This is a genomic window from Pseudomonas iranensis (assembly GCF_014268585.2).
GTDB lineage: Bacteria > Pseudomonadota > Gammaproteobacteria > Pseudomonadales > Pseudomonadaceae > Aquipseudomonas > Aquipseudomonas iranensis.
The window spans coordinates 301,813-323,345 of sequence record NZ_CP077092.1 but is presented as its reverse complement, the minus strand read 5'-3'; the positions used below and the strand labels follow the sequence as shown (position 1 = coordinate 323,345).

Sequence of the window (21,533 nt, the reverse complement as noted above, 5' to 3'; positions counted from 1 at the left end):
GGCTTCTATAAGAATGCCACCGTGGCGCACAGACGCCTCGGCTTGGGCGAGTCCATCCAATTACAGGGGTTCGCTTTATCCCTTCATGACTTGGGCCAGCAGCTCGTAGGAATGCACGCGATCGGCATGCTCGTACAAGTCCGAGGTGAAAATCAGCTCGTCCGCCTGGGTCTGCTCGATCAACACCTCAAGCTTGGCGCGGATCTTCTGCGGGCCGCCGACCATGGCGAGGCCGAGGAAATCGCCCACCGCCTCACGTTCATGGGGCAGCCACAGACCGTCCATGGTTTTCACCGGCGGACGCTGCACCAGACTCTGGCCACGCATCAACGCAAGAATGCGCTGGTACACCGACGTCGCCAGGTAATCGGCTTGCTCATCGGTATCCGCTGCCACCAGCGGCACGCCGAGCATCACGTAAGGCTTGTCGAGCACCGCCGACGGTTTGAAGTGATTGCGGTAGATGCGGATCGCCTCGTGCATGAAGCGCGGCGCGAAGTGCGAGGCGAAGGCGTAAGGCAAGCCGCGCTCACCCGCCAATTGCGCACTGAACAGGCTTGAGCCGAGCAGCCAGATCGGCACGTTGGTGCCGGTGCCGGGCATGGCGATCACCCGTTGCTCTGGGCTGCGCGGGCCGAGGTAGCGCATCAGTTCGGCAACGTCTTCAGGGAAGTCGTCAGCGCTGCCCGAGCGCTCACGGCGCAACGCGCGGGCGGTCATCTGGTCAGAGCCGGGCGCGCGGCCCAGACCCAGGTCGATCCGTCCCGGGTACAGGCTCTCGAGGGTGCCGAACTGCTCGGCGATCACCAGCGGCGCATGGTTGGGCAGCATCACCCCGCCGGAACCGACGCGGATCGTCGACGTGCCTCCGGCCAGATAGCCGAGCAACACCGAAGTGGCCGAACTGGCGATGCCGTCCATGTTGTGATGTTCGGCGACCCAGAAGCGCGTGTAGCCAAACTTCTCGGCATGCTGCGCCAGGTCCAGCGAGTTGCGCAGCGATTGCGCCGCGCTGCCGTTTTCGCGCACCGGCACCAGGTCGAGGGTGGAAAATTTAACGTCGGACAGTTTTTTCATGAACCTGCATCTCCGGGTGGGGAGGCAGGTTTTTCTTGCGAGCGAAAACCTGCCAAATCCATAAGCGTGTTTTATGGAATGAGGGCATATACCCGAGATTCAATAGCAGCGACGAAATTTCCTACTAAAAAAGTCAACGATTCAGCCAGGCTGAACTTTGTTCCGCCGTCTATCCTCAGAAGCCTTGCTAGTAAAAACCGCGACGGCGCGGCGTTCCGCGCCATATTTGAGGAGGCAGACATGGCTATCGTGAAAAAGGCATCGGCGCATTGGGAAGGCGATCTGAAAACCGGTCTCGGCTCGATCTCCACCGAAACCGGCGTACTGCGCGAAGCACCTTACGGCTTCAAGGCGCGCTTTGAAGGCGGCAAAGGCACCAACCCGGAAGAACTGATCGGCGCGGCCCACGCCGGCTGCTTCTCCATGGCGTTTTCGATGATTCTCGGCGATGCCGGCCTGAAGGCAGACAGCATCGACACCAACGCCGAAGTCACCCTCGATCAGGTTGACGGCGGCTTCGCGATCACTGCGGTGAAGCTGATTCTCAAGGCGAAGATCCCGGGCGCGACTCAGCAACAGTTTGAAGAGCTGAGCAACAAGGCCAAGGAAGGGTGCCCGGTTTCCAAGGTGCTGAATGCGAAGATCACCCTTGAGGCTTCGCTGGTCAGCTGATTCGGCGTTTGCCGGGCTGACGCCTTCGCGAGCAGGCCCGCTCCCACAGGGGATTTGTGCACGTCGCAGATCCAGTGTGTGCGAGCTTGCTCGCGAAGGCAGTCTCGAAACCTGCTCAGCAGCCGGCAATTAATACAAGGTGTGAGCAAAGTCAGAACCCGCTCCGCAGAATTGTGGTCGAATAATCGACAGCAGCTTCAGCGCACACCCGTGCGCGCTGCCTCAAGGAGCTTCATCGATGAAACGTATTGGCTTGGCGATTCTTTGCAGTGCACTGGCCACGTCCGCTTTCGCAGCCCCCAAGAACTGCGAAGAGCTCAGAAAGGAAATCGAGATCAAGATTCAGGCGAAGGCCATTCCCTCGTACACCCTGGAAATCATCACGGCGGAAGAGGCGAAGCAGCACGACTCGGCCATGATCGTCGGTTCTTGCGAGAACGGTACCAAGCGGATCATCTATCAGAGAAACGATAGCTGATTGCCTTTCACGGCACGCAATTGATCTGCCGCTCGTTGGCAACGATCTGCCCCTGACGATTGATCAAGCGTGCACTTGGCGTGAAGGCCAGCGATCGGGCCTCAAGGCGGTAACGCTGCCCGGCCTCGAAGTGTTCATAGGGCACGGTCATGTAACACAGCCGCTCTTGCGGATCGGAATCCATGCCCTGACCACCCCCGAATACTTCGAAGTCAAAGCGCACGGTGAGCTCATGACTACCGGGCGTCACTTGAAAAAAGCGTCCGTCGCGCAAGCGCTGTTTATCCAGGCGCTCGGCCATCAGCACTTTGCCGCCGGGGGTAGGCATGGCGAAGTCGACCCAGGCTTTGTCTGGATCGGCCGCCGGCAACGGGCTCTGACAACCGGCGAGCACACTGGCGGCCAGCAATGTCGTCAACTTGCGCATGATCGATATCCTTTGACGGGATTTGCAGCATAGCGCCGATCAACTGCTCTGACAGCCCGCCGGTGTGCCCTGGCCGACAACCTTGCGCTGTTCGTCATAAAGCTTGGCCCAAGGCCGGAAGCCGATGCTGCCCGCCTGCAGCTGATAGCGGTGGCCGGCGTTGAAATCCTTGAATTTCACGCTCAACTGGCAATCGCGCCACAGCGGTTCGGCAGTCGGGCCGATGTTGGTGGCTTCGACCGGGAATTGGTAGCGCACCTTCAGCTCATGGCTGCCGGGCTGCACTTCGAAATAACGTTTGTCGACAGCCTGTGTGGCGTCGACTTGTACGGCTTGCAGCGCCGTGTCGTGTTGGCGAGCGTCAAGATCGATCCAGGCTTGCGAAGGGTCGGGGTCGGGCATTCCGAATCCGGCACAACCGGCCAACGTCAGCAGGCCTCCTGTCAGCATCAACATGCGCATAGCGGTGCTCCTTGAGGCGGGATAGTCTTGGGGCAGACTTTCCGGGGAATTTCTTATTTTGATCAGGCCGTTTTCCAGCCTTGGGTTACTTGATCGCGTTTTTCCGATTTTGTTTCCGGGTGTGTTGTTTTTGTTGCTCAACGGTTGCACCAGCGTCAGCTATTACAGCCAGTTGGCCAGCGGCCAACTGCAATTGCTGCGCGCACGGGAGCCGGTCGAAAAAGTCATTGCCGACCCCAGCCGCGATGCCAGATTGCGCGCGCATCTGGCTCAATCACAAAAGGCCCGCACGTTCGCCAGCGAGCATCTGCACTTGCCGGACAACCAGAGCTATCGTCTCTACGCCGACGTTGGCCGGCCGTTCGTGGTGTGGAACGTGTTCGCCACCGCAGAGTTTTCCCTCACCTCGCAGAATCACTGCTTTCCGATTGCCGGCTGCGTGGCCTATCGCGGCTACTACAGCCAGAGCGCCGCCCGTGGCGAGGCGGCGATTCAACGCTTGCAGGGCATGGACGTGTCGATCGGCGGGGTCGAGGCGTACTCGACGCTCGGCTGGTTCAATGACCCGATCCTCAATTCGATGATGGGATGGGGCGACGAACGACTGGCCACGCTGATTTTTCATGAACTGGCGCATCAGCGTTTCTACGTGAAGGACGACACTGAGTTCAACGAGTCATTCGCCACCTTCGTCGAGCAGGAAGGCACGCGGCAATGGCGCGCGTTTCGCGGGCTGCCGGCGGAGTCGGATGCGAGGCTCAAGCAGCGTGACCAGTTCATCGCGCTGGTACTCGTCACGCGCTCACGACTGGAGACGCTGTATGCGCAGCCGCTGTCGGTTGAGCAGATGCGTGAGCGCAAAGCAGCTGAATTCGAGCGCTTGCGCCGTGAGTATCGGGTCATGCGCGACAGTCAGTGGGCCGGGGACAATCGCTATGACGCCTGGGTCAATGCGCCGCTGAACAACGCGCGACTGTTGCCGTTCGGGCTGTATGACCAGTGGGTGCCGGCGTTTGCGGCGGTGTTCCGCCAAGTAGATGGGGATTGGATGAGGTTTTATGCCGAGGTTGAGCGGTTGGGACGGTTGCCGGTTGATGAGCGTAAGGCGAAGCTGAAAGCGCTGGCCCAGTCCTAAGGAACTCGGGGGCATAACGGCCCTTTCGCGAGCAGGCTCGCTCCCACATTGGATCGCGGTGCCTCTGTGGGAGCGAGCCTGCTCGCGAAGGCTATTTCATCAGCGCTGCAAAAACGCCTGATGCAACTCGTCCAAGGTTTCAAAGTGATAAGCCGGCGCCTCGGCATTCAACTCCTCGAAACTGCCAAACCCATAGCCCACCGCCGCTGCATCCAGGCCATTGCTGCGCGCGCCGATCAGGTCGTGCTTGCGATCGCCGATCATCAGGGTCTGCGCGGGGTCCAGGCGTTCTTCCTCGAGCAGATGCGCAATCAGCTCAACCTTGTTGGTTCGCGTGCCATCCAGCTCGCTGCCGTAGATCACCTTGAAGTGGCGGGCGAAGTCGAAGTGCCGGGCGATCTCGCGGGCGAACACCCACGGTTTGGAGGTGGCGATGTACAACTGCCGCCCCTGCCCGCTCAAGGTCTCCAGCAACGGCGTCACCCCGTCGAACACTCGATTTTCGTAGAGGCCGGTGACCTTGAAGCGCTCGCGATAGAAATTCACCGCTTCCCAGGCCTTGGCCTCGTCGAAGTCGTAGAACTGCATGAACGCTTGCAGCAGCGGCGGGCCGATGAAGTGTTCCAGTTTGCTCAGGTCCGGCTCGTCGATGCCGAGATTGGCCAAGGCAAATTGAATTGAGCGGGTGATGCCCTCACGCGGGTCGGTCAGGGTGCCATCGAGGTCGAACAGTACAGTCTGGTAATGCATGGAAATTCCCGAGCAGGTGTAGGGCAATTCAGAACTGGTCGTAGCCTTCGGCCAGATGCAGGTCCTTGAGCTTGACGTAATTCGCCGCGCTGTACGTGAAGAAGGCGTTTTCCTTGTCGGTCAGCGGGCGCACTTGCTTGACCGGGCTGCCGACATACAGAAAGCCGCTTTGCAGGCGTTTGCCCGGCGGCACCAGACTGCCAGCGCCGATGATCACGTCGTCCTCGACCACGGCGCCGTCCATGACGATGCTGCCCATGCCGATCAATACGCGGCTGCCAACGGTGCAGCCGTGCAGCATGACCTTGTGGGCGATGGTCACGTCATCGCCGATCAGCAAGGGAAAGCCGTCCGGGTTGAATGGGCCGGCGTGGGTGATGTGCAGCACGCAGCCGTCCTGCACGCTGGTGCGCGCACCGATGCGGATGCGGTGCATGTCGCCACGGATCACCGTCAGCGGCCAGACCGAGCTGTCTGCGCCAATTTCGACGTCGCCGATCACCACCGCCGAACCGTCGACGAATGCGCCGTTGCTCAGGCGGGGGGTGTGATTCTGGTATTTGCGAAGGGACACGATTAGTTCTCTCTCTGTCGCCGATAGCTGCGGTGAGTGTCGATTGTAATTAAGATGGGCGCATGTTTCTTCCAGCCAAGGTGCCAACCGTGAGCGTGAACAACCCTCTTTTGCAGTGCTACGACCTGCCGCCGTTCTCCACGATCCGTGCCGAACACGTCCTGCCCGCCATCGAAACCATCCTCGCGGACAACCGCGCCGCCATCGCCGAAATTCTCAAGACCCAGGGCAAGAACCCGACCTGGGCCGGTCTGGTGCTGGCGATGGACGAACTCAACGATCGTCTCGGTGCGGCATGGAGCCCGGTCAGCCATCTTAACGCCGTGTGCAACAGCGCCGAACTGCGTGAAGCCTACGAGTCGTGCCTGCCGGCCCTGAGCGCCTACTCCACCGAGATGGGCCAGAACCGCGAACTGTTCCAGGCGTATGAAGCGTTGGCCAACAGTCCGGAAGCTGCCAGTTTCGACGTCGCGCAAAAGACCATTCTGGAACACGCCCTGCGCGATTTCCGTCTGTCGGGTATCGATCTGCCGGAAGCCGAGCAGAAACGTTACGCCGAAGTGCAGAGCAAATTGTCCGAGCTGGGCAGCCGCTTCTCCAACCAACTGCTCGACGCCACCCAGGCGTGGACCAAGCACATTACCGACGAAGCCGCCCTCGCCGGTCTGACCGATTCGGCCAAGGCGCAGATGGCTGCCGCAGCCCAGGCCAAAGGCCTCGACGGCTGGCTGATCACCCTGGAATTCCCCAGCTACTACGCCGTGATGACCTATGCGCAGGACCGCGCACTGCGCGAAGAAGTCTACGCCGCGTACTGCACCCGCGCCTCGGACCAAGGCCCGAATGCCGGGCAGAACGACAACGGCCCGGTGATGGAAGATATCCTCGACCTGCGTCAGGAACTGGCCCGGCTGCTGGGCTTCGCCAGTTTCGCCGAGCTGAGCCTGGCGACGAAAATGGCCGAATCCAGCGATCAGGTGCTGAGCTTCCTGCGCGATCTGGCCCAGCGCAGCAAGCCGTTCGCCGCGCAGGATCTGCAACAGCTGCGCGCTTACGCCGCCGAACAGGGCTGCGCCGACCTGCAAAGCTGGGACAGCGGTTTCTACGGTGAAAAACTTCGCGAGCAACGCTACAGCGTCGCTCAGGAAACCCTGCGCGCCTACTTCCCGATCGATAAAGTCCTCAGCGGCCTGTTCGCCATCGTCCAGCGTCTGTACGGCATCGAGATCGCCGAGCAGAAAGGCTTCGACACCTGGCACCCGGACGTACGCCTGTTCGAGATCAAGGAAAACGGCCAGCACGTCGGCCGCTTCTTCTTCGACCTGTATGCCCGCGCCAACAAGCGTGGCGGCGCGTGGATGGATGGCGCCCGCGACCGTCGCCGCACCGTCGACGGAGTGCTGCAAAGCCCGGTGGCCAATCTGGTGTGCAACTTCACCCCGGCCGACAGCGGCAAGCCTGCGCTGCTGACCCATGATGAAGTGACCACCCTGTTCCACGAGTTCGGCCACGGCCTGCATCACCTGCTGACCCGCGTCGAACACGCTGGCGTATCCGGCATCAATGGCGTGGCCTGGGACGCGGTCGAGCTGCCAAGTCAGTTCATGGAAAACTGGTGCTGGGAGCCGGAAGGCCTGGCGCTGATTTCCGGCCACTACGAGACTGGCGAGCCACTGCCGCAGGACCTGCTGGAAAAAATGCTCGCGGCGAAGAACTTCCAGTCCGGCCTGATGATGGTGCGTCAGCTGGAGTTTTCGCTGTTCGATTTCGAACTGCACGCCACCCACGGCGATGGCCGCAGCGTGGCGCAGGTGCTCGAGGGCGTGCGTGACGAAGTGTCGGTGATGCGTCCACCGGCTTACAACCGCTTCCCCAACAGCTTCGCGCACATTTTCGCCGGCGGTTACGCAGCGGGTTACTACAGCTACAAGTGGGCTGAAGTGCTGTCCGCCGATGCCTTTTCGAAATTCGAGGAAGACGGCGTGCTTAACGCTGAAACCGGTCGGGCGTTCCGCGAGGCGATTCTGGCGCGCGGCGGCTCGCAGGCACCGATGGTGCTGTTCGTCGACTTCCGTGGCCGTGAGCCGTCGATCGACGCGCTGTTGCGCCACAGCGGCCTGAGTGAGGACGCGGCAGCATGAGCGACGGCCCTGTGATCACCAAGAAGCGCTTTATCGCCGGGGCGGTCTGCCCGGCGTGCAGCGAGCCGGACAAGTTGATGATGTGGAACGAAGACGGCGTGCCGCACCGCGAATGCGTGGCTTGCGGATACTCCGACACCCTCAACGAGCAGGGGCTGTCGGTACCCAAAGAACTGGGCACGCGGGTCAATACCAGTGCGCTGAAGCCTGCCGCCGACAAAAAGGTCCAGGCCGTGCAGTTCTTCCCCAACCCGAAGTTGAAGAAAAAGCCCGACGAGCAACAGTGACAACTACCGCCACCTGCCGATGATCGTCGGCAAGTGGCGGTATCTATCCACCACCTTGCCCTGCGCTTCCTGATTAGGCTGGCCGATCCAGCCCTCTCTCACGGAAGACGCCATGCCTGACACCAACCCACTCCTGCAACAATGGCAGTTGCCGCCCTGGTCGGCGATACGCGCCGAACATCTGCTGCCGGCAGTCGAGCGCATCGTTGCCGACAATCTGCTGATCATCGAAAACGTCATCGCCACTCAGGTTGAGCATCCCAACTGGGACGACGTGGTCATTGCCATTGATGAAGCCGATGCACGCCTGGATGAAACCATGGCGATTATCGAATTCCTCTCGGTCAGGCATGCCGATGATCCCGAGTGGTTGGCGCAGGAAGCGCTCAGCACCCACGCTGCGCAGCATTACAAGGCTGCGAAGGCCGGCAATCGACAGTTGCTCCAGGTTTATCAACGATTGGCACAGAGCTCCATAGCCGCCAGCTTCAGTGATGCACGCAAAGCCTCGCTGGCAAAAATCCTGCGCCGGTTTCACTTGGCGGGAAGCCAATTGTCGAGTGCGCAGCGCAAGGATCTGACGCGATTGAACGGCGAAATCGATTTGCTGGAAAAGCGCTTCATGAGCAACCTCAAATCGGTCAACGCGGCATGGAGCAAGGACATCGATGATGCAGCGCTGTTGGCGGGACTGCCGGCCGAAACGCGGGCGCATCTGGCCACCAATGCCAACAAGGCCGGCCTGTCCGGGTGGCGGCTGACACTCGATCAGAACACTTGCGATCAGGTCATGAAGCGGGCGCGGCACCGCGGTTTACGTGAAGAGTGTTTCAAAGCCTGGTGCACCCGCGCTTCGGATCAGGGGCCATACGCCGGCCGCTTCGACAACGGACCGGTGCTGCACAAGCTGCTGGCGGCGCGTCATGCCAAAGCCCGGCTGTTGGGTTTCGACAATTTCGCTCAACTGCGACTGCTCGACCGCATGGCCGTGGATACTGACCAGGTCCGCCGTTTTCTGCAGCAGCAGATCGCCCTCAATGCAGCGGCGCTTGCGCGCGAAACCGATGACCTGCAAGCCTCTGCACGCCAGTACGGTATTGATCAGATAGAAGCGTGGGATCACGACTTCCTCGCCGAGCAATTGCGCCTGAAGCAGTTGGGCGGCGAGGTGCAGGACCTGCGCCTGTTTTTTCCGCTGGACGCCATACTGCAGAGCCTGTGCCGCTTCAGTGAGCACATGTTCGGCATCAGGATCAGCGAAAATATTCGCCTGGAGACTTTCAACGAAAACGTGCGCCTGTTCGAAGTCAGCGAGCATGAGCAAACGGTCGGCTTCATCTACATCGACCCGTTCCACCGCGCCGCTGGCGCCGACTACGCCTGGACAGGTGTACTGCGCAACCGACGGATCAATGCGGAAGGCCGGCCATCACTGCCGATAGCCTCGCTTCAATGCAATTACACGGCCGCCGCCGACGGGCTGAATCTGCTGGCACATCAGGATCTGCGCGTGCTGCTGCACGAATTCGGCCATTGCCTGCATCACGTGCTGACACGTTCGCCGCACTACAATCGTTCCGGCATTTCACAACTGAGCCGCGACGCTGCCGAGTTTGTCGGGCAGCTGTTCGAGAAATGGGCGCTATCCGGGCAATTCCTGCGCTGGCTGGGTACGCATCATCAGAGCGGTGAGCGCCTGTCGGAAACGCAGGCCGACGCCGCGTTTTCCACCACCGACATCCAGCGCAGCCGAGAGACGGCGATGCTGCTGCTGAGCGCGCTGTTCGACTTCGAACTGCATCGCAGTCACGGCGACGGTCGCACTGTTCAACAAGTGATGGCGGATGTGCAAAGCGCATTCCCGGGCCTGCATATTCCAGCCTACTGCCGCTTCGCCAACAGCTGCGATTATCTGGTGACCGGTTACGAGGCTTCGCTGTACGCCTACAAATGGTCGGGTGTGCTGGCGAGCGAGGCATTCAAACGCTTCGAACGTGAAGGCCTGTTCAACGAACAGACGGGCCGGGACATGCGCGAACACCTGCTCTCGGGTGACAGACAGTCACTCCCCGCCGCGCTGCAAGCGTTCTTGGGTAAACCGATCGACAGCGCGCTGTTTCCTGCGCCAGCCGATTGAGCTGATCAACGCTCGACGTGCGCCGAGTCGAACCAGCTCTTCATCGAACACATGGCGAATGCACTGGTGCTGCATTCGCCATTGATCAAGGCTTCGTGCAACCGATCGACATCGGCCTGCATCACGTAGCGCACGCTGTCGTGGAAATGCTGACTGCCACCAAAACCGCCCTCGGTCATTTCCTTGAGCGCCTGCTCCTTGCTCCAGCCCTGCACCACCACGCGGTACATCGCCGCCATCAGACCCGTGCGGTCAGAACCGTGCTTGCAGTGCATGAGCACCGGGCCGTCGGCTTCGGCGGACTGAATCGAGCGCAGAGCCTTGAGCACATCGCTGTCGTCGACGTGGTTGGTGCGATACGGCAGCTGCACTTGCTTGATGCCCGGCGCGGAGAGCCAGTCGCTATCAGCGTCAGGCAGGAAGTTGATTACGGTGACGACATGCAGATCGTTCAACAGCGGCACCGCACTGCGGCTGGGCAAGGCGCTGCGATACAGCGTCGGTGACATGCGGAACAGGTTGAACTGCGCCTCAACCGGCTGTGCCCACTCGGCCGGGCGAGATGGCGTGGCGTCGGCCGCCCGGGCGGCAATGCCATGCAACAGGGCAACAAGCGAAAAACATAACGCGGGGAAAAAGCGCACTCGAGACATGCTGGGCTGACCGTTTCGGCAATCTTCATTGAAGGAATTGCAGCTTCGCTTTTGAGCGGTCAACGCGCCGTGAGCCGGTCGTCAAAGAAACGTGAATCGTCGCTTCGCCGGGCTTTTTTCCGTGCAAACGGTTTTTCTTGATGCTTAGCCTGCTACCATTTGTCACATGATGTTGCAGACGTGGCGCCCTTTTTCGGGACAGACCCTCGTCATCGCGACGCAAAATTCCTCGAGCTGCTCGCAGAAGCGGCTGACTTCTATGCCTGATGAGGTGCCCCCCATGTCTGATCAAGATCGAGACAACCCGCGGCGTGAGTTCTTGCGCAAATCCCTGACCCTGATTCCGGTGGTCACGCTTGCCGGTACCGGCCTGGGCAGCAGCGTGCTGCAAGCCGCACCTGAAAGCACACCGGCGCCTGCCGCAGCAAAACCGGCCGCGGCTGGCGCCGGTGATTATCAGCCGAGCTTTTTCACCGCTGAAGAATGGGCATTCATCAATGCCGCCGTCGCCCAGTTGATCCCCAACGACGCGCAAGGCCCGGGCGCGCTTGAAGCCGGCGTGCCGGAATACATCGACCGGCAGATGAACACGCCGTACGCCGCCGGTGCCCTGTGGTACATGCAAGGCCCATTCAATGCCGACGCTGCGCCGGAGATGGGCTGGCAGAGCAAACTGGTACCCAAAGACATCTATCGCCTCGGCATCGCCGCCACGGATCAGTGGGTAAAAGGTCTCAGCGGTAAAACATTTGCCGAGCAAGACAGCGCTACCCGAGACGATTTGCTCAAGCAACTCGAAGCCGGCAAGCCGCAGTTCGATGCGGTGCCGGCGAAGATTTTCTTCAATCTGCTGCTGCAAAACACCAAGGAGGGTTTCTTCTGCGACCCGATCCACGGTGGCAATAAAGGCATGGTCGGCTGGACCATGATCGGTTTCCCCGGCGCCCGCGCCGATTTCATGGATTGGGTGGAACGCAACGAGCAATACCCCTTCCCGGCAGTGTCGATTCGCGGCGAGAGGGCGTAAGCATGGCAACGGTAATGAAGAAGGTTGATGCAGTCATCGTCGGTTTCGGCTGGACGGGCGCCATCATGGCCAAAGAGCTGACCGAAGCGGGTCTGAACGTGCTGGCGCTGGAGCGCGGGCCGATGCAGGACACCTACCCCGACGGCAACTATCCACAGGTGATCGATGAACTCACCTACAGCGTGCGGAAAAAGCTCTTTCAGGACATCTCCAAAGAGACGGTGACCATTCGCCACAGCGTCAATGATATCGCCCTGCCCAACCGCCAGTTGGGCGCGTTTCTGCCGGGGAATGGCGTCGGCGGCGCCGGTCTGCACTGGTCGGGCGTGCACTTTCGCGTCGACCCGATCGAGTTGCGCATGCGCAGCCACTATGAAGAACGCTACGGCAAAAGCTTCATCCCCAAGTACATGACCATCCAGGATTTCGGCGTCAGCTATGAAGAGCTGGAACCGTTTTTCGACTTCGCGGAAAAAGTCTTCGGCACCTCCGGCCAGGCCTGGACCGTGAAAGGTCAACTGGTCGGTCAGGGCAAGGGCGGCAACCCCTACGCGCCGGATCGCTCCAATCCGTTTCCGCTTGAAGCGCAGAAAAACACCGTATCCGCACAGCTGTTCGGCAAAGCGGCTACAGAGGTGGGTTACAAACCCTACAACCTGCCTTCGGCAAATACCTCTGGGCCGTACACCAATCCCTACGGCGCACAGATGGGGCCGTGCAACTTTTGCGGATTCTGCAGCGGCTACGTCTGCTACATGTATTCCAAGGCTTCGCCGAACGTGAACATTCTGCCGGCGCTCAAGCCCCTGCCGAACTTCGAACTGCGGCCCAACTCCCATGTGCTGCGGGTCAACCTCGACAGCAGCAAGTCCAAAGCCACCGGCGTCACCTACATCGACGGCCAGGGCCGCGAGATCGAGCAGCCGGCGGATCTGGTGATCCTCGGCGCCTTCCAGTTGCACAACGTGCGGCTGATGCTGCTGTCCGGGATCGGCAAACCGTACGATCCGATCAGCGGCGAAGGCGTGGTCGGGCGTAACTTCGCCTACCAGAACATGGCCACCATCAAGGCGTTTTTCGACAAGGACACCCACACCAACAACTTCATCGGCGCCGGCGGCAACGGCGTGGCGGTGGACGATTTCAACGCCGACAACTTCGACCACGGCCCACACGGCTTCGTCGGTGGCTCGCCGATGTGGGTCAATCAGGCTGGCAGCCGCCCGATTGCCGGTACTTCCAACCCGCCGGGCACTCCGGCCTGGGGCAGCGCGTGGAAACGCGCCACTGCCGATTACTACACCCACCAGGTGTCGATGGACGCCCACGGCGCGCATCAGTCCTACCGTGGCAACTACCTTGATCTCGATCCGGTGTACCGCGACGCTTACGGTCTGCCGCTGCTGCGCATGACTTTCGACTGGCAGGAAAACGACATCAAGATGAACCGCTTCATGGTCGAAAAAATGGGCAAGATCGCCGAAGCGATGGGCCCTAAAGCCATCGCGGTGATCGGCAAGCAAGTCGGCGACCACTTCAACACCGCCTCGTACCAGACCACCCACCTCAACGGTGGCGCGATCATGGGCACCGATCCGAAGACCAGCGCGCTGAACCGCTATTTGCAGAGCTGGGACGTGCACAACGTGTTCGTCCCGGGCGCCTCGGCGTTCCCGCAGGGCCTGGGCTACAACCCGACCGGACTGGTCGCGGCGTTGACCTACTGGTCGGCGAAAGCGATCCGCGAGCAGTACCTGAAAAACCCCGGCCCGCTGGTGCAGGCTTAAGGAGCGATGACCATGAAAACTTTCGTTATCGCCACCCTCGCCCTGCTCGGCAGCACTGCAATTTATGCGGCCGACGTTGATCAAAATCTGATCAAGCAAGGTGAATACCTCGCCCGCGCCGGTGACTGCGTGGCCTGTCACACCGCCAAGGGCGGCAAGCCGTTCGCCGGCGGGCTGCCGATGGAGACGCCGATCGGCACGATCTACTCGACCAACATCACCCCGGATAAAACCGGCCTCGGAGATTACAGCTTCGAAGACTTCGATCAGGCCGTGCGCCATGGCGTTGCCAAAAACGGCAGCACGTTGTACCCGGCGATGCCTTATCCGTCCTACGCGCGGGTCAACCAGGCCGACATGCAAGCGCTGTACGCCTACTTCATGCACGGCGTCGAACCGGTGGCGCAGGAGAACAAGGCCAGCGACATTCCGTGGCCGTTGAGCATGCGCTGGCCGCTGATGGGCTGGCGCTGGCTGTTCGCACCGAAGGTCGAGGATTACCAGTCCACGTCGGCCGATCCGGTGATCGATCGCGGCGCGTACCTGGTTGAAGGCCTCGGCCACTGCGGCGCCTGTCACACCCCGCGCGCACTGACCATGCAGGAAAAATCCCTGAGCGCGGCGGACGGCAGCGAATTCCTCGCCGGCAGTGCTCCGCTTGAAGGCTGGATCGCCAAGAGCCTGCGCGGCGATCACAAGGATGGCCTCGGCAGCTGGAGCGAAGAACAACTGGTGCAGTTCCTCAAGACCGGGCGCAGTGATCGCAGCGCAGTGTTCGGCGGCATGAGCGATGTGGTCACCCACAGCATGCAGTACATGAGCGACGCCGACCTCACCGCGATTGCCCGCTATCTCAAATCACTGCCGGCCAATGACCCGGCGGATCAGCCGCATCAGTACGACGAGAAAGTAGCCAAAGCGCTGTGGAACGGTGACGACAGCCAACGCGGCGCGTCGGTGTACATCGACAACTGCGCGGCCTGCCACCGTACCGATGGCCATGGCTACACCCGGGTGTTCCCGGCGCTGGCGGGCAATCCGGTGCTGCAGACGGAGGATCCGACGTCGCTGATTCACATCGTGCTCAAAGGCGCAACCTTGCCGGCGACGCACGCAGCGCCATCGGCCTTCACTATGCCAGGTTTCGCCTGGCGCCTGACGGATCAGGAAGTCGCGGACGTGGTGAGTTTCATCCGTGGCAGCTGGGGTAACAAGGGCGCGCCAGTCAGTGCCAAAGAGGTTGCGCATCTGCGCAGCGAGGATATGCAAAACACTTCCGGCGATGATCTCGGCCAAGTCACCCAACATAACTAGAAATAGACCCCCTGCATGATGTATTCATGCAGGGGGTTTCAGTTATGAAGTTGTGCGATTACTTCTGCTTACGGATTAATGATGGCCACATAAGCTTTGGCCAAGGCGATCAACTTCGCCTTGTCATCACTATCAATATCGCCGTCACCGTCGACATCTTTCTTGTCAGTGCGAATGGTGAACGTTTTGCCCTTGTCAGCCGATACCGCCACGACGTAGACAGAATCGACCAGGGTCTCGGTCGACAGCTCTTGCTCCGCGTTCCAGCCCAGCTCCTTGCGCGCCAGTTGCAGCGAAACAATAGTGTTGGAATCGGTGATACTCGGCTGCATCATTTGCAGGAAAACACCGCGTTGATTCAAGTAAGACATTCAATCAAATCCTTTTAATTAGTTGGCCGGAGTCTGTTGCCGGGAGTTCCAGAGCCTATATAGCGGACCTGAGTTCAGCAATTAGTCATCTGTGTCCTGACTTGTCGCGACCTGATGACAATTGCTCAGTCAAACTCTGTGCGGTATCACTATTGGTAAAGCATCGCTGAACGGTACTGGATCGCAGCGCACCCCCTCGGATACTGTATGCATATACAGAGCAGAGGTTCGTTCGATGAACATCCCAGTTCCGCCCCGCGGTCGCGGCACCGCAACCAACCCGCACAACCGTTTTGCGCCGAGTCGTTCAGTGGCCGAGGACGATGGCTGGTATCAGGAAGTGCCAGAGACGCAAAACACCGAAGTGATCATCGAGAAGGCCAAATCGATCATCAGCCGCAACACCTCGCCGGATCTGCCCTTCGACCGTTCGCTCAATCCCTATCGCGGCTGCGAACACGGCTGCATCTATTGCTACGCACGGCCCAGCCACGCCTATTGGGACATGTCGCCGGGCCTGGATTTCGAAACCCGGCTGATTGCCAAGACCAATGCCGCCCAGGTCCTCGAAGAACAGCTGAGCAAACCCGGCTATCAATGCGCGCCGATCAATCTTGGCTCCAATACCGACCCGTATCAGCCCATCGAGCGCGAACACAAAATCACCCGGCAGACCCTGGAAGTGCTGCTGCGCTATCGCCACCCGGTGACCATCGTCACCAAAGGTTCGCTGATTCTGCGCGATCTCGATTTGCTCACGGAGTTGGCGCAGCAACGGCTGGTGGCGGTGATGATCAGCCTGACCACGCTTGATGATGAACTCAAACGCATCCTCGAACCGCGCGCCGCTGCGCCCAAGGCACGCCTGCGCGCGATCCGGGTGATGCGCGAAGCAGGCGTTCCGGTCGGCGTGCTGTGTTCGCCGATGATTCCGATGATCAATGACAGCGAAATCGAAAGCCTGCTGACCGAGGCCCACGCTGCCGGTGCGCAAAGCGCTGCCTACATGATGCTGCGCCTGCCGCTGGAAGTCGCGCCGCTGTTCGAGGAGTGGTTGCAGGCGCACTATCCGCAACGTGCCGCCCATGTGCTGAGCCTGATCCGCCAGAGCCGCGGCGGCGAACTCTACGACAGCCGATTCGGCGCGCGGATGCGCGGTGAAGGGCCGTTTGCCGACCTGCTCGCACAAAGATTTGCCAAGGCCATCAAAAAGCTTGGCCTGAACAAACGCGAGGGCTATAACCTCGACTGCTCGGCCTTCTGTCCGCCGGGTCGCCAGATGTCGTTGATTTAGCGACAATTGGCTTTGGGTTGACGGGTTGGAATCCTTCCGCCGAAACACGCCAGTCACGTTTTTTGTGACCTGGAACACACGTTCTAGAGCGTTTGATTCAGTTTCAGTTAAGTTTCGGCGGCTACCTTGTTCATCGAGTGACTGACGGGTCGGGATGACCCGGATGGTTTAAACAGCCACTGGCTTCATACCGGAATACCGGGGAAGACTCCCTGAATCCGCACAAGAGGATGAATCATGAGTGACAAGGATAAACAGTCGTTGGCTGCCTCGGCGCAAAGCCCTGAAGCACAATCCGCCGATGCAGCACTGCGACAGATCGTTGATGGCTTTTTACGCTTTCACCATGACGTTTTTCCGCAGCAGGAAGAACTGTTCAAGAAGCTCGCTACCGCTCAGGCGCCCAAGGCGATGTTCATCACCTGCGCCGACTCGCGCATCGTTCCCGAGCTGATCACCCAGAGCTCGCCGGGCGATCTGTTCGTTACCCGTAACGTCGGCAACGTGGTGCCGCCCTACGGTCAGATGAACGGCGGCGTCTCTACCGCGATCGAATACGCGGTACTGGCGCTGGGCGTGCAGCACATCATCATTTGCGGCCACTCCGATTGCGGCGCCATGCGCGCGGTACTCAACCCCGACAGCCTGGAAAAAATGCCGACGGTCAAAGCCTGGCTGCGCCACGCTGAAGTCGCGAAAACCATGGTGCACGACAACTGCAACTGCACCGACGAAAAAGACAGCATGCCGATCCTCACCGAGGAAAACGTCATCGCCCAACTGCAGCACTTGCGTACCCATCCTTCGGTAGCCTCGCGCATGGCGAACGGTCATCTGTTCATCCATGGCTGGGTCTACAACATCGAAACCAGCGAAATCAAAGCTTACGACGCGGACCAGGGTCGTTTCCTGCCTCTCGACGGCAGCCATCCGATTCCTGTGGCGACGCCCAAAGCGCGCTTCTAAATCTTCCCAACAATCTGTGTGGTATGACGCCGGCCGCTGATTCAGCGGCCCGGCCTCGCCACGCCTGAAGAAAACTTCGGGAGAATCGCCATGCGTGCGGCTCAATTGAAAGCTGTGTTGCCACGGGAGCTGCTCGCCTCCGTGGTTGTGTTTCTGGTCGCCCTGCCGCTGTGCATGGGCATCGCGATTGCCTCAGGGCTGCCGCCGGCCAAGGGTCTGATCACCGGCATCATCGGCGGTCTGGTGGTCGGTTGGCTGGCGGGCTCGCCGTTGCAGGTCAGTGGTCCGGCGGCGGGTCTGGCGGTGCTGGTTTTCGAGCTGGTGCGCCAGCATGGCGTCGAGATGCTCGGGCCGATCCTGCTGCTCGCAGGTTTTCTGCAACTGGTCGCCGGGCGCCTGAAGCTTGGCTGCTGGTTTCGGGTCACGGCGCCAGCGGTGGTCTACGGCATGCTCGCGGGCATTGGCGTGTTGATTGTGCTCTCGCAAATCCATGTGATGCTCGATGCCAAGCCGCAACCTTCCGGGCTGGACAACCTCACGGCGTTTCCGGCGGCCGTAGCGCAAGCCTTGCCATCGTTTGGCTGGCAGGCGGGTCTGCTCGGCTTGTCGACGATTGCGGTGATGTGGCTGTGGGAAAAATTCCGCCCGCATTCGCTGCGCTTCATTCCCGGCGCATTGCTCGGTGTGGGTCTGGCGACGGTGGCGAGCCTGATGCTGGCGTTGCAGGTCAAGCGCGTCGAGGTACCGGCGAATCTGGCCGAGGCGATCGATTGGCTCAAGCCGGCCGACCTGATGAGCCTGGCCGACCCGACGCTGCTGATCGCCGCGTTCGCCGTGGCGTTTATCGCCAGTGCCGAAACCCTGCTGTCCGCTGCGGCGGTGGATCGCATGCACAGCGGCGTGCGTTCGGACTTCGACCGTGAACTGTCGGCACAAGGTGTCGGCAACATGCTCTGCGGCCTGGTCGGCGCGCTGCCGATGACCGGGGTGATCGTGCGCAGTTCGGCCAACGTTCAGGCCGGTGCGACCACACGCTACTCGACGATTTTCCATGGCCTGTGGCTGCTGGCATTCGTGCTGTTGCTGTCGAGCGTGTTGCAAAGCATTCCGGTGGCGAGTCTGGCGGGTGTGCTGGTGTATACCGGTTTCAAACTGGTCGACCTGAAAGCTTTCCGTGGTCTGGGTCGGTACGGGCGGATGCCAATGTTCACCTACGCTGCGACGGCGCTGGCGATCATCTTCACTGATCTGCTCACCGGTGTGCTGATCGGTTTCGGCCTGACCATGTTGAAACTGGCATTCAAGGCTTCGCGCCTGAAAATCAGCCTGATCGACCTGCCGCAGGACGGCGAAATGGAATTGCGCCTGGTCGGCGCGGCGACGTTCCTCAAAGTGCCGGCGCTGACCCAGGTGCTGGGCAGCATTCCCCACGGCACGACGGTGCATGTGCCGCTGAACAACCTGAGCTACATCGACCATTCCTGTCTCGAGTTGCTTGAGGAATGGGGCCGGGCGAATGCGGCGAAGGGGTCGAAGCTGTTGATCGAATCGCGCGGGTTGAAGCGCAGGCTGGAAGGCCGGGTGCGGACCAATACCGGGATTGGTGCGGCGGGTTAGAAGTCGACCTCAAAACGCAAACCCTGTGGGAGCGAGCCTGCTCGCGAAAACGGAACATCAGCCAACAGAGATGTTGAATGATCGACCGCATTCGCCAGCAGGCTCGCTCCCACACTGGATTTATGACACAAGAAAATCAGGCAGCAGGCTGATCGAGCTCAAGCCCCACACCCAACCGGCGGCTCATGCACGGCCAGCGTTTCCACGCCGCGCCAGTGTCCGGACTGCTGAGTTTTTCGCGATAGGCTTCTACCGACTCCAAAGCAAAACTCTCTTCGTTGAGCATCTCGTCGATCGCGTGATGCACCGCTTCGTCCAGTTGGTTGGCGAATTCCTCACCGATCAATTGGTGAGCAATCAGGTTGGCGACCGTCATGTCCAAGGGAATCAATGGCTGGCCGAAATGCTTGATGTACAGGTCGTTGACCTCTTCGACAAAACGGTGTGCCAGATAGGCCTCGTCGAGCAGGCTGTCCAGGCCGACGTGTCCGGCCATGATCGCCAGCGGCTGGAGGAAATACTGCTCGGCGATTTTCAGCACCGGTTTGATCTGCGATTCGATTCCCGCTTCCCTGGCGACTTCATTGGCTGCATCCAGCAGGTCCGGTACTTCATCGATGTAGGCGGCGACAAAACGCGTCAGCACGCCCTGGGCGTCGGCTTCCGGCAACTGGATCGCCGGGTGCAGGTGAGGCAGCTTGCTTTCCAGCTGACGGGTCAGCAGGCCGGTGTCCTTTTCGTGCTGTTGGGCTTTTTGGATCTGCTCGCGCAATGCGGCGGTGTTCATGAAAACTCCAGGAAACAAGGCAATGAAATAGGGAAGACATAACTTAGCTGGCTTACAAAAAACGCTAAGACGCATTTGTCATAATTATTTCATCCTTGATGCAGCTGCGTTATATCCATTCGCCACCACTCGTCTGCATCCTTCTCCATTCGGGCACTTGAACGCAAGCGCCGGGTGTTTCAGCTCATTTACGTGACCGGGTTGCAATTCCCGGGCGCTGTCTATACTCGCCAATGAATGGAGTTAGCTGATGACGCCCGACTGCACCCGCAGCAAGGCCCGGCGATTCAAGTTCGTAGTCTGATGCAGCCGCTCCCTTGCCGCAGGCGATACGCCGGCGGGATAACAAGAACGATAAGGGGAACCCGCAATGATGCGACATCCACATGTCTGGATGGGCCTCCTGTTGTGGTCGATTTTCAGCCCGGCCAACGCGGCATGGACTGTGAATATGGCGCCTGGAGCGACTGAAATCAGTCACGCAGTATTCGACCTGCACATGACCATTTTCTGGATCTGTGTGGTGATCGGGATCATCGTCTTCGGCGCAATGTTCTGGTCGATGATGGTGCACCGCCGCTCCACCGGCCAGGTCGCAGCCAAATTCCACGAAAGCACCGGCGTCGAGATCATGTGGACCATCGTGCCGCTGCTGATCCTGGTGGCCATGGCCGTCCCCGCCACCGCGACGCTGATCAAGATGTACGACACCAGCGAGCCGGACATCGATATCCAGATCACCGGTTATCAGTGGAAGTGGCATTACAAATACCTGGGCCAGGACGTCGAGTTCTTCAGCAACCTGGCCACCCCCGCCGAGCAGATCCACAACAAGGAAGCCAAGGGCGAGCATTACTTGCTCGAAGTCGACAAGCCGCTGGTGCTGCCGATCGGCGCCAAGGTGCGCTTTCTGGTGACCTCGGCTGACGTCATTCACTCCTGGTGGGTGCCGGCGTTTGCGGTCAAGCGCGATGCGATCCCCGGATTCGTCAACGAAGCCTGGACGCGCATCGACAAGCCCGGTCTCTACCGTGGCCAGTGCGCCGAATTGTGCGGCAAGGATCACGGCTTCATGCCGATCGTGGTCGAGGTCAAGGAACAGGCCGACTATGAAAAATGGCTCGCCGAGCGCAAGGCCGAGGCCGCGCAGCTCAAAGAACTGACCAGCAAGGAATGGACCCTCGACGAGCTCAATGAGCGCGGCGACAAGGTTTACCACACCACTTGCGTGGCCTGTCACCAAGCCGAAGGCCAGGGCCTGCCGCCGATGTTCCCGGCACTCAAGGGCTCGAAAATCGCCACCGGGCCGATCAAGGATCACCTGAGCATCGTCTACCACGGCAAACCCGGCACCGCCATGGCGGCGTTCGGCAAACAGCTGTCGGAAGTCGATATCGCAGCGGTCGTGACTTACGAACGTAACGCCTGGGGCAACAACAAGGGCGACATGGTCACGCCAAAAGAAGTGCTGGAGCTGAAACAGGCGGAAAGCAAATGAGCCGGTCAATTGCGTATTCAGTGAACCGGTCGGGGCAGCGCGCCCTGGCCTGCCCCGTCCACTTTCGTGAAGGAGACCG

At 60.4% G+C, this 21,533-nt stretch carries 21 protein-coding genes; 13 read left to right on the top strand and 8 right to left on the bottom strand.

The genetic code is table 11. The annotated features are described in order from the left end of the window. Positions 1-75: 75 nt before the first annotated feature. Positions 76-1,077: an LLM class flavin-dependent oxidoreductase gene (locus tag HU724_RS01485; RefSeq protein ID WP_186569791.1), complete on the bottom strand. Its 1,002-nt coding sequence runs from the start codon at positions 1,075-1,077 to the stop codon at positions 76-78. Between the two features lie 240 nt (positions 1,078-1,317). On the opposite strand from HU724_RS01485, the gene HU724_RS01480 reads away from it, so the two are divergent. Continuing rightward, entirely contained in the window at positions 1,318-1,749 is a 432-nt protein-coding gene (locus tag HU724_RS01480; protein WP_016772308.1) for an OsmC family protein, read from the top strand. Between the two features lie 238 nt (positions 1,750-1,987). Beyond that, positions 1,988-2,227, top strand: coding sequence for a DUF1161 domain-containing protein (locus HU724_RS01475; protein ID WP_133335376.1), 240 nt, complete (start codon positions 1,988-1,990; stop codon positions 2,225-2,227). Positions 2,228-2,234: 7 nt separating this feature from the next. Here HU724_RS01475 and HU724_RS01470 read toward each other — a convergent pair whose 3' ends face one another. Further along, on the bottom strand, positions 2,235-2,654 hold the full coding sequence (locus HU724_RS01470) for a PA0061/PA0062 family lipoprotein (RefSeq protein ID WP_186569790.1): 420 nt from the start codon (positions 2,652-2,654) through the stop codon (positions 2,235-2,237). A 39-nt stretch (positions 2,655-2,693) separates the two neighbouring features. Then, positions 2,694-3,116 (bottom strand): PA0061/PA0062 family lipoprotein, encoded by a 423-nt coding sequence (locus HU724_RS01465; protein WP_186569789.1) that lies wholly within the window; start codon positions 3,114-3,116, stop codon positions 2,694-2,696. A 58-nt stretch (positions 3,117-3,174) separates the two neighbouring features. Here HU724_RS01465 and HU724_RS01460 point away from each other — a divergent pair, with 58 nt between their 5' ends. Continuing rightward, positions 3,175-4,251: an aminopeptidase gene (locus tag HU724_RS01460; protein ID WP_186569788.1), complete on the top strand. Its 1,077-nt coding sequence runs from the start codon at positions 3,175-3,177 to the stop codon at positions 4,249-4,251. A gap of 99 nt (positions 4,252-4,350) precedes the next feature. Here HU724_RS01460 and HU724_RS01455 read toward each other — a convergent pair whose 3' ends face one another. Continuing rightward, a complete protein-coding gene (locus tag HU724_RS01455; protein WP_024015022.1) occupies positions 4,351-5,001 on the bottom strand; it encodes an HAD family hydrolase in 651 nt (216 codons plus the stop codon). 28 nt (positions 5,002-5,029) lie between these two features. After that, on the bottom strand, positions 5,030-5,575 hold the full coding sequence (locus HU724_RS01450) for a gamma carbonic anhydrase family protein (protein ID WP_076564866.1): 546 nt from the start codon (positions 5,573-5,575) through the stop codon (positions 5,030-5,032). A gap of 89 nt (positions 5,576-5,664) precedes the next feature. Here HU724_RS01450 and prlC point away from each other — a divergent pair, with 89 nt between their 5' ends. From prlC to HU724_RS01435, 3 genes are all read left to right on the top strand, one after another. Further along, complete coding sequence (gene prlC / locus HU724_RS01445) at positions 5,665-7,716, top strand: oligopeptidase A (protein ID WP_225927654.1); 2,052 nt, start codon at positions 5,665-5,667, stop codon at positions 7,714-7,716. Beyond that, positions 7,713-8,003: a YheV family putative zinc ribbon protein gene (locus HU724_RS01440; RefSeq protein ID WP_016772316.1), complete on the top strand. Its 291-nt coding sequence runs from the start codon at positions 7,713-7,715 to the stop codon at positions 8,001-8,003. The genes prlC and HU724_RS01440 overlap by 4 nt, the downstream gene beginning before the upstream one ends. A 112-nt stretch (positions 8,004-8,115) precedes the next feature. Further along, positions 8,116-10,140 (top strand): M3 family metallopeptidase, encoded by a 2,025-nt coding sequence (locus HU724_RS01435; RefSeq protein WP_186569786.1) that lies wholly within the window; start codon positions 8,116-8,118, stop codon positions 10,138-10,140. Positions 10,141-10,145: 5 nt separating this feature from the next. On the opposite strand, the gene HU724_RS01430 is transcribed toward HU724_RS01435, so the two are convergent. Next, positions 10,146-10,793 carry a phosphatase domain-containing protein gene (locus tag HU724_RS01430; RefSeq protein ID WP_186569785.1) on the bottom strand — a complete coding sequence of 216 codons (648 nt, stop codon included), beginning with the start codon at positions 10,791-10,793 and terminating at the stop codon, positions 10,146-10,148. 280 nt (positions 10,794-11,073) lie between these two features. On the opposite strand from HU724_RS01430, the gene HU724_RS01425 reads away from it, so the two are divergent. From HU724_RS01425 to HU724_RS01415, 3 genes are read left to right on the top strand one after another with little or no spacing between them, the layout of a single operon-like run. Further along, complete coding sequence (locus HU724_RS01425) at positions 11,074-11,820, top strand: gluconate 2-dehydrogenase subunit 3 family protein (RefSeq protein WP_024015018.1); 747 nt, start codon at positions 11,074-11,076, stop codon at positions 11,818-11,820. Between the two features lie 2 nt (positions 11,821-11,822). Further along, positions 11,823-13,607, top strand: coding sequence for a GMC family oxidoreductase (locus HU724_RS01420; protein ID WP_186569784.1), 1,785 nt, complete (start codon positions 11,823-11,825; stop codon positions 13,605-13,607). A gap of 12 nt (positions 13,608-13,619) precedes the next feature. Continuing rightward, positions 13,620-14,921, top strand: a complete 1,302-nt coding sequence (locus HU724_RS01415; RefSeq protein ID WP_186569783.1) for a c-type cytochrome — start codon at positions 13,620-13,622, stop codon at positions 14,919-14,921. 68 nt (positions 14,922-14,989) lie between these two features. Here the strand turns inward: HU724_RS01415 and HU724_RS01410 are convergent, their stop codons facing one another. After that, positions 14,990-15,292, bottom strand: a complete 303-nt coding sequence (locus HU724_RS01410) for a hypothetical protein (RefSeq protein ID WP_133335394.1) — start codon at positions 15,290-15,292, stop codon at positions 14,990-14,992. Positions 15,293-15,527: 235 nt separating this feature from the next. On the opposite strand from HU724_RS01410, the gene HU724_RS01405 reads away from it, so the two are divergent. From HU724_RS01405 to HU724_RS01395, 3 genes are all read left to right on the top strand, one after another. Beyond that, positions 15,528-16,586, top strand: coding sequence for a PA0069 family radical SAM protein (locus HU724_RS01405; protein ID WP_186569782.1), 1,059 nt, complete (start codon positions 15,528-15,530; stop codon positions 16,584-16,586). Positions 16,587-16,823: 237 nt separating this feature from the next. Continuing rightward, on the top strand, positions 16,824-17,552 hold the full coding sequence (locus tag HU724_RS01400) for a carbonic anhydrase (protein ID WP_016772323.1): 729 nt from the start codon (positions 16,824-16,826) through the stop codon (positions 17,550-17,552). 90 nt (positions 17,553-17,642) lie between these two features. After that, on the top strand, positions 17,643-19,169 hold the full coding sequence (locus tag HU724_RS01395; protein WP_071173969.1) for a SulP family inorganic anion transporter: 1,527 nt from the start codon (positions 17,643-17,645) through the stop codon (positions 19,167-19,169). A gap of 136 nt (positions 19,170-19,305) precedes the next feature. Here HU724_RS01395 and HU724_RS01390 read toward each other — a convergent pair whose 3' ends face one another. Then, positions 19,306-19,956: a hypothetical protein gene (locus tag HU724_RS01390; RefSeq protein WP_133335398.1), complete on the bottom strand. Its 651-nt coding sequence runs from the start codon at positions 19,954-19,956 to the stop codon at positions 19,306-19,308. A gap of 370 nt (positions 19,957-20,326) precedes the next feature. Between HU724_RS01390 and coxB the strand changes: the two genes are divergently transcribed. Next, positions 20,327-21,454, top strand: coding sequence for a cytochrome c oxidase subunit II (coxB, locus tag HU724_RS01385; RefSeq protein ID WP_133335400.1), 1,128 nt, complete (start codon positions 20,327-20,329; stop codon positions 21,452-21,454). Positions 21,455-21,533 lie beyond the last annotated feature (79 nt).